Below are 17,031 nucleotides of genomic sequence, written 5' to 3'. Positions count from 1 at the left end.
ATCTCCCTATTCAATTTCTAGTAATACATCTCCTTCATTTACAAAGTCGCCTTCTTGCACATTAATTTTCATAACTGTGCCAGCTTCTTCTGAAATGATTGGAATTTCCATTTTCATAGATTCCAAAATGACGACATCCTGCTCTTCCTCTACTGTATCTCCTACTCCTACAACAATCTTCCATACATTTCCTGCCATCGATGCATATACTTTCGTCATCATTTTTTCCCCCTTAATATTGTTAAACCTTATTTTTTAACAAGTTGTTTCGTTACAAAACCCGTAGTATAAATACCACTTTTGAACACATCATCTTCCAATACTTGAATTAGCATTGGTTTGTTCGTTTTAATACCTTCTACTTTTAATTCTTCTAAAGCATCATGTAATTTCGAAATTGCTTCTTCACGAGTTTCACCATGAGCAATGACTTTCGCAATCATTGGATCATAGAAAGGTGTAATCGTTACTTGATTCTCTAAAAAGTGATCAATACGAACATTTGTTGGCAGCGTTAAATTTGTAATTTTCCCAGGTGATGGGAAGAATGTTTTCGGATCTTCTGCATAAATACGTGCCTCGATGGCATGACCACTACGTTTTACATCATCTTGTGTAAACGATAACTTCTCACCACATGCAATTAGAAGTTGTTGTTCTACAAGATCTAAACCAGTAATTTCTTCTGTAACTGGATGCTCTACTTGTAATCTCGTATTCATCTCTAAGAAATAGAAATTTTTCTGATCATCAACTAGAAACTCAACTGTACCAGCATTTGTATATCCAAGAGCTTTGGCAGCTTGTACAGCGACTTCACCCATCGCTTTTCGTGTACCTTCATCTAAAAATGGTGAAGGTGCTTCTTCAATTACTTTCTGATTTCGACGTTGTACTGAACATTCACGCTCCCATAAATACACTGTGTTACCATGTGTATCTGCTAAAAGCTGAATTTCAATATGGTGTGCATCTGCAATATAGCGCTCTAAATACATTTCTCCATTACCGAAGAAGTTTTGTGCTCTTGTTTTGTTACTTTCAAATGCTTTGGTGAGCGTTTGCTCAGTTTCCATCAACTGCATTCCAATGCCTCCGCCGCCTGCGGATGCCTTCAGCATTAATGGATAACCAATCTGTTTAGCAATTTCAATTGCTTCTTCAGCAGTTTCAATATTTGTAGTAATACCTGGAACTACTGGGACATCTGCAGCTTGCATTGCAATACGAGATTCGATTTTACTTCCCATCTTCGTAATGATTTCTTCTGATGGACCGATAAATACAATCCCTTCTTCTCTACAGCGAACCGGAAAAGACGGATTCTCTGATAATAATCCATATCCCGGATGGATCGCTTCAGCATTTGTCTTCTTAGCTATTTCAATAATTTTTTCAAGGTTTAAATAGCTTTCTTGGACACGCGGTCCACCTACTAAGTAAGCTTCATTTGCCATTTTTACATGAAGGGCATTTTCATCTGCCTCAGAATAAATAGCAACAGTGCGAATGCCAAGTTTTTGACAAGTTTTCATAATACGAACTGCGATTTCCCCGCGATTAGCAATTAATATTTTTTGAAACATAGTGATTCCTCCCTTTTATCTACATCCTAAATGTCTAGCAATTACGAGACGTTGAATTTCAGAAGTTCCTTCACCAATTTCTAATAGTTTCGCATCACGAATATGTCGTTCCACTTCATATTCACGCATATAGCCATATCCACCATGAATTTGTACTGCATGATTTGCAATACGGCTTGCTGCTTCAGATGCGAAAAGTTTTGCCATAGCCGCTTCTTTACCGAAAGGTTTATCGTTATCTTTTAACCAAGCTGCTTTATGTACTAAATTACGCGCTAGCTCTACTTCAGTCGCCATATCAGCTAATTTAAATTGAATCGCTTGGAAATTAGAGATTGATTTTCCGAATTGTTGACGTTCTTTCGCATATTGCAGTGCACGTTCAAATGCAGATTGTGCAATACCTACTGCTAATGCTGCGATTGAAATACGTCCTCCATCAAGTGTATATAAGAATTGTTTAAATCCTTTATTTACATCACCAAGAATATTTTCTTTCGGTACACGTACACCATCAAGTACGATTTCACATGTATTAGAAGCACGAACACCCATTTTATCGTAAGGACTTGTGATCGTTAATCCTTCACTTGTAGTCGGTACAATAAATGCCGAAATGCGTTTTCTACCATTGTCTTCAACGCCGTTGACAGCGGTTACAATAATTGTATTTGCATACTCTGCATTTGTAATCCAACACTTTTCACCACTAATTACATATTCATCACCATCTAATACAGCTTTCGTTTGTGTACCACCTGCATCAGATCCAGCGTTCGGCTCAGTTAATCCGAAAGCACCTAACGTTTTACCTGATGCCATTGGAATTAAATATTTCTGTTTTTGTTCTTCTGTACCGAAATAATAAATTGGTGAAGCACCTAATGAAATTGTTGCAGCGTAACTTAATCCTGTGCCACCACAAGCACGACCAATTTCTTCAACTGCTAACGCGTACGATACAGTATCGCCACCTGAACCTCCATACTCTTCAGGGAATGGGATGCCTAATAATCCTAGTTCGCCCATTTTTTGAAATGTTTCATATGGAAATTCCGCAGTTTTGTCATAATACACAGCTTTCGGTGCGATTTCCTTTTCAGCAAAGTCACGTACCATTTCTTTAATCATTTGTTTTTCGCGAGTTAGAGTAAATTCCATTCCGCTACACACCCCTTATCGAATATTGAGTTTCGACAGCGTGCGAGTTTCTACTACAATCGTTACTACTTAAAGACAAGAATATTAGTTAGATAATTGTTATAATTCTGTCATAACTTAATTTTAAAACAGATTCTGTACTAATGCACAAAAAAATTCCTACATTGTTCTACAACAACATAGGAGTTTTCTTGTCGAATTATGTAATTTATTGTTTAGTAATCTCTACCTTTTCCCGAATCTGAAATCTCTACTAAAGCTTCAGGGTATGGTTCGAAATATGTTTGTCTTAATAAATACTTTTCATCAAATCGAAGGGCCCATGATTTTAAAATTGCCAGTAGACTACTAAGCGGGATTTTCTTTTCTTTATATTTTTGTATCAAATCTAAAAAATGATCTTTTTCTTGTTTTTTCAGCTTTGTTTTAAAATATCCGAAAATATGCTCACATACATTTACATTCGATGTATAGCGAGGTGTTCGCATAAATAATTCATATAGAGTCTTCTCATATTTATCAAATACAATTTCAATCTTTTCATTTTTTTGATTTGCGATAATACGCCCTAATTCCTTTTGTTTTACCTGATTATATGCCATAAATAAATATTTATTGTCCGACTGAAACGATACAAGGTCTTTCATATTTTTATTATATTTAATCATTTTGTAATATGCGATTGTAAATAACCTTGTAAAGAAATGTTCTCTAATAATAAAATTCGACAATCTACCTTCTTCTTCAATTGGAAGATGTGGAAATTTTTTTATTACTGCTCCGCCAAATAAGCCAGATCCTTTTCCTTTTGCTGGCGCTTTTTCAAAACCAGAATAAATTTTCACATCACGCGTACCACAACTTGGCGAACGATTCTTTAATATAAAGCCATCTACATCAGATATCGTTTGTAAAAAGACATTTGAAAATCGCTCCATTTCTCCAGTTACATCTTCCCGCGTCGACGGTTGTACTAGTCTATTCACACCATTTTCTTCTATCATTCGTATCGTTTCTCGAGGAATTCCTAAACCAATTTCTACTTCTGGACAAACTGGGATAAATGTAACAAATGGCTGCAAATTTCGTATTGTTACATCTGGAATCATCTCTGCATTATAACGACATGCATCAAATTCTAAACATTTACTAACAACAATTTTCGGCTTAGCAAATTGGCGCATCACATTACCTCCGTGGGGTTAATCCGTACAATATAAATTGAATCGTATTTTCAATTTCCAATTCATCATCCCATTTTTCCTCAGGCAATAATAAAAAACGTGTTAATAGTAATCCTAATACAGCTGTTAAAGTAAGACGTAATACAGAAGATGGAGGCATTTCAATAATTTCCCCTTCTTCTTGAAACTTTACAATCAACTTTTTAAAATGTGAAAGTAACTCTGTTTCTACTAAATGTTGTATTTCATTTTTCAGTTCCGGTTGAAATGGCACTTCTTGAATTAATATTTTTATCATTGGAAAGTGCTTTTTTGCAAATTCAAAACGATTATGAATAACAACTCTTAGTAGCCCTTCATACGATTCATATTCCGATTTAAATATTTCCTTTGCGAAGGCTTGTACGAAAAATGGTGCAGCAAACTTTGTTAATGTCGGCATGACGACCGCTAACAATAAATCCTTTTTCGTTTTATAGTAGCGGAAGATTGTTCCTTCCGCTACACCAGCACGCTTTGCAATTTCACTTGTTGAAGTTGCAGCATATCCTTTTTCACCAAACATATCAACAGCCGCCTCTAATATACGCATTTGACGTTCATTTCGTTTATCCGTATTTGTTGCGGCTATTAATTCTTCTAGCCAATCCTTCTTCATTTATTATGCTCCTTTGTATCATCATTATATTTTTCGATGTTTCTTTAATGCAAATACATTTCCTATTGCAAATAACAAAGAAAAAAGTAGTAATACAGTAAGATCTAATGCAATTTCTGTAAACCCTTGATTTCGAATCATCACTTGTCTCATTGCGTCAGCGCCATATGTGAGCGGAAATAATTTCCCCAACATTTGGAGCCACTTATTCATAGATTCAATTGGAAACAAACCAGAAAAGAAAATTTGTGGCACAATAACAAGCGGTATAAACTGGATCATTTGAAATTCATTATTTGCGTATGCCGATAAAAACGTCCCTAAAGTTAATGCAGTTAAAGAAAGCATACATGTAATAAGTAGCGTTAGCCATATAGAGCCAGCTACATATAAGTCTAATATATAAACTGAAAAACTTACGATTATAAAGGATTGTATAAATGCAAAGATTCCAAAACCGATAATATATCCTACAACTATTTCCCATCTTCGTACCGGAGTTGATAATAACCTTTCTAGAGTACCACTTAAACGTTCTCTTACGAAAGACACTCCAGATAAAATGAATACAAAGAAAAATGTAAAAAAACCGATTAATACAGGACCAAGCCCATCAAACATTGTAAAATCTTTAGAACCATGTAAATAATTCACTTCAGGTTTCATAATCGATACATCGTTCTTCTCTGTACTCTTTTGTAAAACTTGAAGTACAGCACGATTTTTTGATGAATCACTACCTTCTAATACAACATGCATTTTTCCACTTTCTAAATGAATTACTGCATCTATCTTTTGTTTTTCCAAATCAGACAATGCCTTTTCTTTACTATATTCATAAATTGTCGCTTCCTGATTTTCCATCACTTTTACTACCTGAGCTGGCATATCAACAACTGCAATATGCGGAACATAATCTTTTTGTGTAAACACTAGCGACAATAACCAAAGTAATAACATAGGTGCTCCAAACATCATCGCTAACGAACGCTTATCTCGAAAAAATTGGCGAATAATACGAATGATTACACCAGTAACTCTCATGATAGGGCCACCTCTTCCAGCAAAAAGACATCTTCAATCCGTCCTGATGATACCCGCTTTTTCAATTCTTCAGGCGTTCCAGTCGCAACTAGCTTTCCTTCTCTAATCAACCCTAGGCGCTCACAAAACTCAGCTTCATCCATAATGTGCGTTGTTACAATAATGGTAGTACCTTTCTTTTTAAGATCATAAAATTTTTCCCAGATCGTTTTTCTAAGCAGCGGATCTATCCCGACTGTCGGTTCATCTAAAATTAATATTTCAGGTTCATGAAGGAGTGCTATCGCTAATGATAAACGCTTCTTCATCCCACCTGAAAAATGCTGTACTTGTTTTTTCATATGTTGTGATAATTGAACAAGGTCAAAAACCTCTTGTATTCTTTCTTTTTTATGCTTTCCCTTTAATCCATACATTGTTGCAATAAAATCTGCATTTTCATATGCTGATAGTTCTTCGTATAACGCATCAGCCTGAGCCATATAACCAATTTTTTTCATTTCATTTAAATTAGGCATGTTCGTATTGTAAACAAACACTTCACCTTCTGTTGCCTCATTAATACCTGCAATCAATTTAATAAGAGTCGTTTTCCCTGAACCTGAAGGCCCCACTAAACCAAATATCTCTGCTCTTTCAACTTGCAACGAAAGATTGTGTAACACTTCTTTTTTCCCAAAACTTTTTGACACAGTCCGCAAAATAATGGAAGGTTGCTGCACGTTTTATTCCCCCTTTTCTAAAAATGAGTGAGTACTCACTTTTATTTTACTCTTGCGTAATTATATGTCAAACTTCATTGATTAGTATGTATTTTCAATCTTAAACAATGAAACAGAGTCGACATTAGAATATCATTTCTTAAAGTCGACTCTGTTTCATTTACATTATATATTTTACTTTACGTTTTTAAATTCATATACTTTCTAATTCTAGCAACATCTAAAGAATATTCGATAACTAACTGCTGTAACGGTAAAATAACTGTGTCAGGATATAAATGTGCATATTGTAATGTTTCTGCATATTTTTCTAACCTTTTTTCTAAATACTTTATAATTTGATCAGGATGACTAACTAATAAACATTTACAATAATAGTGTATTTGTTCCTCAATCGCCGTATATTCTTCAATCTCATATTCTTTATGCATGTGTACACCCCTTTAAGTTTTTTACGTGAATTACTTATCACAATTTTCACTCGACAAATTTTAAGTTTTTTGATTATTTACACTATAACAAACTCTCCGGGTCAAATTTTGTTACTTTATGTAACGTAGAAAATTTTTAACAAAATTGTAATGTTAACTTGTATAAATTGCATATGCTCTATTTATTTTTTCTATACAAAAAATCGTACAGTTCAATTTAACTGTACGACTACAAGTTCTGGCCTATTGAAAATTCTTTGCGGAATGACACTATTGCCTAAGCCTCTACTCACTACCATAGATGTATTTTGTTTTTCATATAAACCGGCTGTATATGTAGGGAATATACCTTGATTCGGAGCAACTAATCCTCCGATAAATGGCAATCTAACTTGTCCTCCATGAGCATGCCCCGATAACACTAAATCTATTTGTTCATCAGCATACTCTGTCAAAAATTCAGGCCTATGTGATAGTAATACATTAAATGTATCCGGCTGCATTTCAAATTTCACTTTTGAAATTTCATCTTTGACAACACTTCCTTCATCACGGTTTCCAATTACAAATTCCGGATCATCAATACCAAGTAAATTTATTTTTTGTTCCTCTTTTTGAATGGTTATATGTTCATTTCTTAAAACAGTAACATGGTGTTTCTTCAACTCTTTCTCCAAATCATTATATTTTCCTGACCATTTTTCATGGTTTCCTGTGACAAAATACATTGGATACTCCTTTACAAGTTCTCGTATTAATTCCATACTTACTTCTGCATCATATGATTTACTGTCAATTAGATCACCTGTAATAACAATAATATCCGGATTTTCACCTTTTACTTTTTGAATTAAAGTTTCTTGATTGTCGCCAAATTTTTTATTATGTAAATCTGAAATTTGTAGAATTTTAAAACCCTTAAAAGTAGAAGGAATTTTAGTAGATTTTATATTAACTTTAGTAATACTTATTATATTGTTCTGTACATATAAAAAAATACTCATACCAATTAAAGTAACAATAAATAATATGATTCTTTTAATCTTTTTGTTCATATTTCCTCCTAAAATCTTAATTAGTACTACAATTGTCACTAAACAATCCACTAGATTTTTTTAAAAGGGGTAACAATTTAGTTTTGGTAGTTACGGACAAGTTTCTAATTAATGAACTGAAGAACTTATATACTTATGATGAAGTATACATGCCAGGTTCCATTTTAATCGTAACTTTATGATATAACATCAAAGCCGAAATTCCTATGTAAAGGAATTTCGGCTTTTTGAGTTCAAACAAATATATTAATATTAGTTTTAGTACTACTTACCTTGATTAATTAGAAACACATTAACATATTTGTTCATAAATTTATCGTTAAATGATCAAATATCACATGATATTCATTAAAATCCCATAATAATACTCAAGTATTCAGCAATCAAAAAACTACATTTATATCTTGCAGTTGTACCACTTAATACATACCAAATTTCTTTCCATAATCAACTTTGTATAAAATATTTATCTCGGTGATTACTCCTAATGAATATCTTGCTTTTTAAAGTTTCCGCCTTTTACTTCCGCAACATCATATACAGTAACAAAGGCATTTTCATCAATTTCTTGAATAAGTTCCTTCATTTTATTTTCTTCTAAACGACTGATAACACAGCTAACTTCCTTATAAGCATCTTTCGAAGAACCTCCATAAATTTCACTATAGATTGCACTTCTTCCGAGACGTTCCCATATTGCGTCTATCATTAATTTAGGTTCTTTTGTAACAATTTTAAACGTTTTAGATCCACTTAATCCCACTTCAATGATATGAATTACTTTAGAAGCAATAAAGTAAGCTATCGCAGATAAAATTCCACCTTGAAGACCAAATACTGTTGACACAAAAATAAATACGAACATATTTAAAAACAAGATTAGATCACTTGTTCCAAACGGTAATCTTCTAGACAACAATACCGCTAGCATATCAATTCCATCTAATGCTCCGCCATTACGAAGAGCCAATCCCATACCAAATCCGATAATAACACCACCAACAACAGTAACTAACAATGTATCTCCTTCAATAATTGTAGGCACATTATGCATGACCACAGTACCTATTGCAAGTGATACAATACCAATAACTGAATACATTGCAAATCCTCTACCAATTTGTTTATAACCTAACCAAACAAATGGTATATTAATTAATCCAATTAAAATACCTAATGGTAACCCAAATAGCTGAGAGCTAACAATACTAATACCTGTTACACCACCATCTGAGACGTTATTAGGAATTAGTACAGCCTCTAATCCATACGCCGTTATTAATGCTCCAATAATAATCAAAATCGCTTGCGAAATTTTTTTAAATGTATTAACATTTTTCTTTTTTGTACTTTCCATCACAATTCCTCACTTCACACATTTTTCTCGTCATTTCATTATTACATCAGCTTCTTTATACTTAGTGTCGCACCTACTATGTAATTTCTCTCATGCTATAACTTCCTATACTTAATTAAAGTGTACGAATACGCTAAACAGTATGTGTATAAATTGTTATAACTAAAATCTAATCATGAGTTATCCTATTAATTTCTTCTTTACAAACCACAAACATAACAAATACTATAAAAATAATTGGTTAAATTCATATTTTCTGCCACCCAGTATAAAGATTTACACTTCTTTTTAAATCTACTGCTAATGTAAAGATATTTATCGAAATATCAATTTTCAATCGTTCCCCCTAACACGTAACCATTAAATTTCAAAATCTACTACAAAAATATTTCCTCCTAATCCGTTATCCTTTTTCCCATTTAAACACTATGAAATTATTGTTAATAGACCGCACACAGAAACTAATAGATATTTCACCTCGAACTGTTTATAGGATCCAAGTCATTATTAGTAGTCAATTCCTTTCAAACCCATAGTTAATGGAATCAATTCCATTAACGTGATGAGTATAGATTTACAATTTTAAAAATAGCACTAATTGACCGATATACTCATTCGGTCAATTATAATATACCTAAAACTAAGAAAATATTCCATTAGTTAATATTATTTCTTTCTATGTAATTCATAATCATAATGTACGATTATTTAAGTTTTTTGTGAAACTAAGTAAGCTATATAAAGCCTATCCTCCAAGGTTTTCATCATGTGAAAACTATTTTAAATTACATATCTATATAGAAATATTTCTCTTAAATACTCCCTCTCATTTACTATATCGTAATAAATAGTCCATGAAATAATAATTTTCCACTTATATATGTACTATTTAAAAATACAAAAAGCGACTCTTTCACATTAAAAAGAATCGCTTTCCACATTCTTATTTTCAATTACATTACTTAAAAAAATTGAGAACCTATCACCTTAGAGCATTAATAACAACTTCAGCTGCCTCTGCAATGAGTTGATTATCATAGGTAGCCTCTTTCTCATCTTTACTGGATAAAATTGCGATAATAATTGGTGCTCTATTCGGCGGCCAAACGATAGCGATATCATTTCGTGTCCCATAACTTCCAGCTCCTGATTTATCTCCAACTATCCAGTCCTTTGGTACTCCCGCACGAATAAGTTTATCTCCTGTAGCATTTCCTCTCATCCAATCTGTCAGAATGTTACGCTTTTGATCTGGAAGCGCATTTCCGACTGTAAAATCCTTAAGGTTCGTAGCAATTGCTTTCGCCGTACTAGTGTCACGATTGTCTCCTGGAATAGCCTCGTTTAATTCTGTTTCAAGGCGATCAGACTTAGTAACCCGATCCCCAATCTGTCTAAGCGCTTTTTCATATCCTTTCGGTCCGCCTATTTTATGAAATAAAATGTTCCCTGCAGTATTATCACTGTAACGAACAGCAGCCTCAGCAATTTCTCCTAGTGTCATTCCAGTATCTACATGTTTCTCAGTAACAGGTGAATAATCCACTAAGTCTTCTTTTGTATAAGTAACAACTTCATTTAATTTTTCAGTAGAGTTTTTCTGTAGTAATACCCCTGCTGCTAACGCCTTGTAGGTTGATGCAAAAGCAAACCTTTCGTTAGATCGATAAGAGATTGTTTGATTTGTACCAGTATCTATTGCATACACACCTAATCGAGCATCGAATTTTTTCTCAAGTTGAGAAAAGTCTTTATACGTCGCATGATTATTATGTTTAACTGGTTCTGTCTTTTCTTTCGCTGCAACTTGTGATGCCCCTCCTGTAAAAGCTTGTAGACTTGAAATACTTAAACCTAATATACCAACGCATATTCCTATCTTTAGCATCCTCTTGTTTTTCAAAATCATCATTCCTTTCAAGTTCTTAACCATTTTTTACTTACACATACTAGACAATCACCGAAACAATTTTGTTCCATAAACTTTTAAACATTTTTAACTAGTATGAGAGTCATTAACAAAATAAGAGATAGCAACAATGCTCGTCGCTATCTCTTATTTCAAATCTTATCTTTATTTATAAAGACCTTTATATAAACAGAATCTCTTTCGCTTAGAGAAGTGTACAAGTTTTACTGAATTTGATTCAGATTATCTGTATTAGTAGCTTCACCATGCATACGTTGCTTTTTCAAATCAAAATATACATCTAAAACTTCTTTTCCAATTATAGAATTAATTCCACTTTTATCGTTATGAAGCCACGGAACTACTACAGAAAAGGCTACTTCTGGATTATCATATGGAGCATATCCAACTAACGTTAAGTTGTAACATTCCATACGTTCTCCTTTCGCATTTCTACCAATTGGATCATCTCCACCATATACAGTTTGAGCTGTCCCTGTCTTCCCTGCTGGCTTGTATGGAGCATTTTTGAAATACTTCACACCAGTTCCATCACCTTCTTGGAATACCCACCTAAAGCCTTCTTTTATTCGATTAATATGTTCTGTCTTCATATCAATTCGATTTAATACGACAGGCTCTATAGAACGAATAACTTTGCCAACCTCTTCTTTTATTGATTGCTCTCGTATTTCTTGTACAATTTGAGGTTGCATTCTATAACCTCCATTAGCAATCGTTGAAATATATTGTGCTAATTGCAACGGCGTATACGTATCATACTGACCGATAGAAAAATCTAGTAAAAACCCAGGCTGACTATCTACTTTTCTAGTTTGGCCAATTATTTCATTCGGTAAATCAATTCCTGTTGGCACGCCTAATCCAAATTGTTTAAAATAATAGCGCATCGTATTAAATGCTTCTTGTTTTATATCCAATGAACCATTTGGTACGTAATTAACGCCCGCAATTTTTAAAGCTGTCTGGAACATGTATACATTCGAAGATACTTGTAGCGCTCGTAAATCATTAATATTACCAAATCCGGATACATTCCACGATTTCTTAGCTTGTGTTCCCTTAAATTTCATCGGTGCGTCATAAAATTGATCTCCTGGTTGTATTGCACCTGTCTCATATCCAGTTAATAAAGTAGCACCTTTTACAGCTGATCCTAGTTCATATGAAGTTGTCATATTACCTAATGCCAAATCCTCGATTTCCATTTTCCCTTCTTTTTCTACTATCCTTTTGCCTGCCATAGATAAAATCTGTCCGTTATTCGGATTCGTCATAACAACAAAAGCTCGGTCCAATAGTGGCTCTGAACTCTTAAAAGCTCTCAAATTTTTCTCTAAACTTTCTTCCACTTTCTTTTGTAATTCCATATCAATCGTTAATGTTAAACTATTACCACTTTTTCCTTTAGAAATTATTTCTGTGTTTATAATATTTCCTGATTTATCTGCAATGTTTTTCACTTCTGCTTTTGTGCCGTGTAGCACATCTTCATATCGTTGTTCAATATAACTTTTCCCTACACGATCATTACGGTTATATCCGCGTACTAAATAAGAATCTAAATTTTCTTTTGGCAGACCTTCTTCGCTACTCGTAATATTACCTAACACGGAACGAAATAAATCACCATTTACATAATTGCGCTCCCAATCAACCGTTGCATCTACCCCAGGAAACTCCGCAAGATTTTCACTGATTCGTGCATACTCTTGATCTGTTACATCTTTTTTTATAATTTGTGGTGTCAGTTGATAACCTGCGCTCATTTTACTTTTAATAGCTAACACCTTTAAATCTTGTGCTGTTAATTCTGCCAATTCTACTTCTGTAACGCGACTTCGTCTTAAGTCTTCTATTTTTTTATCTAACTCTTTTCCCTCTACTCCCTTTTCTTTAAACTTTTCTATATCTTTTTTCGTAATCATTGTCTCCGCACGTTTCGTATTCAACTGCATCCAAAAATCTTTTTTATCGATATCTGTTAATTTATTTATTTCTTGTTCAGGCATTTCAAGTACTTTTGCCAAGTCTTTTGCTGTTTTTAAAATAGCTTCACTAGTAATTCCCTTTACCCTTGTATACGTAATCGTACGAAGGGATTTATTATTAACAACTGTTTTCCCTTCTCGATCTAGTATTTGTCCACGTGGAACTGGAATGCTAGTTGTTGCATTTTGACTACTTTCTACTTGATTCTTATATGCCTCTCCCTCTACGATTTGCACTTTTCCTAGCTGCATAATAATAGCTGAAAATAATAAAAATATGCAAAGGAACATTATATTTAATCGTATAGATATATACGTCTTGTTCTTTCCTTTTTGTTTTTCCATAAATCCTCCATTTAATTCCTTATATGTTATATACCGTTGACCGATTATAAATATCGTTTCGACTTTTTTGCTAAATCCTTGTTAGCACCCATCCCTTTTCGTTTAGCTACGTAATTCATAACTCTCCTTTCCTGTTTTCTCTCTATTTTTTGTCGCTAGCATTAGAAATGCTAAACTATATACTGGCCCATATAAAACTTACATATAGATTTGCTAAAAACTTTTCATACTGATTATTCCTTTCTTCATGCTGTCATACTTAATAGACAACCTAAATAATAAAGTTGTTCCACATTTACAAAAAAAATAATTAACTATAAGATGAAATAAGCTAAAAAGGGAGGGTTTTATGTTACATACAAAAATAAAAAGATGGAGATTTATAGCGATTCTTTCTATTGTAGGTTTGATATTAATAATTTTGTTAAAAAGCCATTTCTTTTCAATTACTATCGAAACTTCTTCGGCCGAAAGAGGACAAATACTTGATAAAAATGGTGTAATACTAGCTACAAATAAGAAAGTTAAGTCTCTATATTGCACTTTTAATGATGAGAAGCTATCGAAACAAGATACAGCAAACACATTAGCTTTTTCCAATCAATTTTCAAGCGAGTTTCAACATGACATTTCTACAGAGGACATAAAATCTCAATTACAACAATCTTGTAAAAAGCAAACTATGAATGATATACCTTTATACTCTGATATAACTGAGAATGAACTTGCATTCATAAACAAAAACAAACCCAATAATGTAATAATAAAAGATGAAGTGATTCGATATTATCCTAAACGTGAAATTAGTTCACAGGTAATTGGGTATGTAGAAAATGACCTTAATGTACCCGTTGGAAAAAGCGGGATTGAGCTGCAATATGAAAATGATTTAAAAGGAAAACCCGGAAAAACTCTTATTTTTAAAATGAATAATAAAAAGTTCTTATGGAACATGCAAAAAGTACAAAAAGGAAAAGATATCCGGCTAGCTTTAGACTCTAAGTTGCAGCAAAAAACAGAGGAAGCATTAAGATCTCAAATCAAGAAAATAACTGATGTTAATACTGGTTATGTTGTGGTAACCGATGTGAAAACTGGCGCAATTTTAACTATGGCCAATTCAGCAGTGTTTGATCCAAATACATTATATGAACAAGTATCATCTAAAAAAGAAAACATCAAATCACTTTCGCAAAATAAAGCAATTCAAAAATTAAAGTATGGTGAATCTTATGTAAATATGGCCTCAACTATAAAGCCACTTACTATTTTAATTGGATTAAACGAAAAGCTTTTTCAACCTGAAGATACTTATTTAGATAAAGGTACTTTTCAATATGATAATCAAAATAACATTACGAATGCACCTGGAACGCCAACAGGTGAGATTACACCGAGGCAGGCCATCATTAATTCATCTAACACATTTATGACAGCAAAAGTAGCGCTACCCTTATTCAACCAAAATAATGGGAATATAGAAAAAGTTGCACATATATGGACAGAGTATTTAAAGCAATTCGGCCTTCGTTCTAAAACCGGGATTGATTTACCTTTTGAAGAAGACGGACAATATGAATTTCATCCAACAAACAAGTTTGAAAATGGTATCTCCGCCTTATTAAATGCCTCTTGGGGAGGAAATGAAGTACACACTCCTCTTCAACTTGCTCAATATGCAGCAACTTTAGCAAGTAAAGGTGATAAATATAAACCTCAAATTGTAAGTGCTATTATTGATCAAAATGGTAAGGAAACCAAAAAGTTTAAACCAATTTTAGAAAGTTCAAATCGTTACCCGGTGAAATTTTGGAGTGTCGTGCAAGGTGGGATGAGCCAAAATATAGAGGAAATTAAAAACTTACCCTTTCATGTCGCAGGTAAAACAGGCATAACAGGTGCTCCGAATGAGCAAGAAAGAATGATAAACCATTCTCTTTTCATTGCATATGCTCCTACCGAAGATCCACAAATTGCCGTTTCTGTCGTTATTCCTGGTAGTAATTCAGAAAAAAATATTGCTGCTCTCGTTACCTCAGAAATTTTAGAGTACTGGAATACTCTTCAATAAGAGAATAAAAACATAGAGGAAGGTTCATTAAAGTGAACCTTCCTCTTTACCATATAGAATCTATATTCGTTATTTTCCATTTACCTTCATGATCCTTTGCGAACATGAAAGAATATTTAATATCAGTTAAAACATACTCTTTTTGTACATATCCAGTATTACCGCTAATTGTCGATACTTTTATATATCCATTATTCTGCACTTTTTCTGGAATCCAAGCTTTTACCATTTCATTAGATACTTCGTATAAAACTTGTGATTCTCGCTTTGGTTCAGCTAAAATTTTCGTTTTATTTCCAGTAACAGTTGCATATATATAATGCGCTTGCTTTGGTTCGTTACTTTCTGTCAATCCACTTGGTACTTTGTATGCTTGCTTTGTATCATTTGTAAATTCTCCCCCCATGGTAAGAGCAACTTGCAACTCATGAAAAATATCTTCATCAAATTTCAATTCATCCTTCTTATAACTCTTCCCTTTAAATAGAACTTCATCATTTAACGCTCTATACAAGTCATTTTCATTTTTTGAATTTGTACTTTGATATAATTCATTCATAAATTGTTTTAATGTTGGATCTTGAGCAGATTCATCTTTAGTTTTAGGCTTAATTTGTGTACTACTTTGGACCGGTGATTTATTATCATCAAGCCATGGTTGTTGAACGATAACAAATAACATTGTACAAACAAAAACAACTATAATAGGCAGAGCTTTTTTACGAAACGGTCTTTTATGTTTTACAAGATCCGCTTCATTATTTTCATATATAGACTGCTTTATTTTAAAAATAAACTCTTCTTCATCGTTACGATTCTCCATTGGGCCTTTTTTTAATTGTTTATACCAGTCAGGATTTTGTTTATTGTTCATCACTACTACCCTCCCCTATTAATTTTGAAACCTTACTTCTTGCTCGGCTTAATCTAGATTTTACAGTTCCAATGGATACTCCTAGTGTTTCAGCCATTTCTTCATAAGATAATTCATATTTTGCGTCTAAAATTATTATTTCACGGTGTTTTTTAGGTAGTTTTAATACAACCTCCCACACTTCATTCATTTCCTCTTGCTTAAAAAATTCACGTTCTGCCGATGGAGATTGCTTATCGTCACTAAAAAATCCTATTAAAGATATCCTTTTAAAATAAGAAGATTTCAAATAGTTTATTGCCGTATTTCTTGTAATTTTTAATATCCACGTTTTAATAGATGACTCCTTTCGAAATGAATTCCAGTTTTTAAATACCTTTATAAATACATCTTGCGTGATATCATCTGATAAGTGTGGATCTTTCGTAATAATAAATGAATAATTCCATACATCTTGCCAATAATCGTTTATAACATAGTCAAGCTCATCATGATTACATTTTTCAATAAACTTCTGTTCCATTTCCACACCTCGAACTTATTTGAATAAACATAAAACTACCCTCTCTTTTATTATGGTTTCAATATATAGACAAGATACAAGTTGTATTTGTTCCATTGT

Annotated in this window: 15 protein-coding genes; 1 reads left to right on the top strand and 14 read right to left on the bottom strand. The window is 33.1% G+C overall.

Features of this window, described 5'->3' with window-relative positions:
- Positions 1-6 precede the first annotated feature (6 nt).
- The 12 genes from BAQ44_RS19275 to BAQ44_RS19220 all read right to left on the bottom strand — a co-directional run bounded on the left by BAQ44_RS19275 (position 7) and on the right by BAQ44_RS19220 (position 13,464).
- Positions 7-222, bottom strand: a complete 216-nt coding sequence (locus tag BAQ44_RS19275; RefSeq protein ID WP_001987345.1) for an acetyl-CoA carboxylase biotin carboxyl carrier protein subunit — start codon at positions 220-222, stop codon at positions 7-9.
- A gap of 26 nt (positions 223-248) precedes the next feature.
- Positions 249-1,586 carry an acetyl-CoA carboxylase biotin carboxylase subunit gene (locus tag BAQ44_RS19270; protein ID WP_071723030.1) on the bottom strand — a complete coding sequence of 446 codons (1,338 nt, stop codon included), beginning with the start codon at positions 1,584-1,586 and terminating at the stop codon, positions 249-251.
- A 15-nt stretch (positions 1,587-1,601) separates the two neighbouring features.
- A complete protein-coding gene (locus tag BAQ44_RS19265; RefSeq protein ID WP_061680410.1) occupies positions 1,602-2,747 on the bottom strand; it encodes an acyl-CoA dehydrogenase in 1,146 nt (381 codons plus the stop codon).
- A 215-nt stretch (positions 2,748-2,962) separates the two neighbouring features.
- Positions 2,963-3,931 (bottom strand): YbgA family protein, encoded by a 969-nt coding sequence (locus BAQ44_RS19260; RefSeq protein ID WP_071723028.1) that lies wholly within the window; start codon positions 3,929-3,931, stop codon positions 2,963-2,965.
- 4 nt (positions 3,932-3,935) lie between these two features.
- Positions 3,936-4,589: a TetR/AcrR family transcriptional regulator gene (locus BAQ44_RS19255; protein WP_071723026.1), complete on the bottom strand. Its 654-nt coding sequence runs from the start codon at positions 4,587-4,589 to the stop codon at positions 3,936-3,938.
- A 24-nt stretch (positions 4,590-4,613) separates the two neighbouring features.
- Entirely contained in the window at positions 4,614-5,633 is a 1,020-nt protein-coding gene (locus tag BAQ44_RS19250) for an ABC transporter permease (protein ID WP_071723024.1), read from the bottom strand.
- Positions 5,630-6,355, bottom strand: a complete 726-nt coding sequence (locus tag BAQ44_RS19245; RefSeq protein ID WP_071723022.1) for an ABC transporter ATP-binding protein — start codon at positions 6,353-6,355, stop codon at positions 5,630-5,632. Before BAQ44_RS19245 ends, BAQ44_RS19250 begins: the two co-directional genes overlap by 4 nt.
- Before the next feature lie 179 nt (positions 6,356-6,534).
- The gene (locus BAQ44_RS19240; RefSeq protein ID WP_000548621.1) at positions 6,535-6,786 is read right to left on the bottom strand and encodes a hypothetical protein; all 252 of its coding nucleotides are present in this window, start codon (positions 6,784-6,786) and stop codon (positions 6,535-6,537) included.
- 212 nt (positions 6,787-6,998) lie between these two features.
- Entirely contained in the window at positions 6,999-7,841 is an 843-nt protein-coding gene (locus BAQ44_RS19235; RefSeq protein WP_071723020.1) for a metallophosphoesterase, read from the bottom strand.
- 484 nt (positions 7,842-8,325) lie between these two features.
- Positions 8,326-9,198, bottom strand: a complete 873-nt coding sequence (locus tag BAQ44_RS19230) for a YitT family protein (protein WP_061680416.1) — start codon at positions 9,196-9,198, stop codon at positions 8,326-8,328.
- A 982-nt stretch (positions 9,199-10,180) separates the two neighbouring features.
- Positions 10,181-11,107 (bottom strand): class A beta-lactamase Bla1, encoded by a 927-nt coding sequence (gene bla / locus BAQ44_RS19225; RefSeq protein ID WP_071723101.1) that lies wholly within the window; start codon positions 11,105-11,107, stop codon positions 10,181-10,183.
- Positions 11,108-11,331: 224 nt separating this feature from the next.
- Positions 11,332-13,464, bottom strand: coding sequence for a peptidoglycan D,D-transpeptidase FtsI family protein (locus tag BAQ44_RS19220; RefSeq protein WP_071723018.1), 2,133 nt, complete (start codon positions 13,462-13,464; stop codon positions 11,332-11,334).
- 349 nt (positions 13,465-13,813) lie between these two features.
- Here BAQ44_RS19220 and BAQ44_RS19215 point away from each other — a divergent pair, with 349 nt between their 5' ends.
- The gene (locus tag BAQ44_RS19215; protein WP_071723016.1) at positions 13,814-15,535 is read left to right on the top strand and encodes a peptidoglycan D,D-transpeptidase FtsI family protein; all 1,722 of its coding nucleotides are present in this window, start codon (positions 13,814-13,816) and stop codon (positions 15,533-15,535) included.
- 46 nt (positions 15,536-15,581) lie between these two features.
- On the opposite strand, the gene BAQ44_RS19210 is transcribed toward BAQ44_RS19215, so the two are convergent.
- Both BAQ44_RS19210 and BAQ44_RS19205 read right to left on the bottom strand, forming a co-directional pair.
- The gene (locus tag BAQ44_RS19210) at positions 15,582-16,409 is read right to left on the bottom strand and encodes an anti-sigma factor (RefSeq protein ID WP_071723014.1); all 828 of its coding nucleotides are present in this window, start codon (positions 16,407-16,409) and stop codon (positions 15,582-15,584) included.
- Entirely contained in the window at positions 16,399-16,932 is a 534-nt protein-coding gene (locus BAQ44_RS19205; RefSeq protein ID WP_061680421.1) for an RNA polymerase sigma factor, read from the bottom strand. Before BAQ44_RS19205 ends, BAQ44_RS19210 begins: the two co-directional genes overlap by 11 nt.
- Positions 16,933-17,031 lie beyond the last annotated feature (99 nt).

Source organism: Bacillus mobilis (assembly GCF_001884045.1).
Classification (GTDB): Bacteria; Bacillota; Bacilli; order Bacillales; family Bacillaceae_G; genus Bacillus_A; species Bacillus_A mobilis.
The sequence above is the reverse complement of the archived record's forward strand: the minus strand, read 5'-3'. Positions and strand labels throughout refer to the sequence as shown.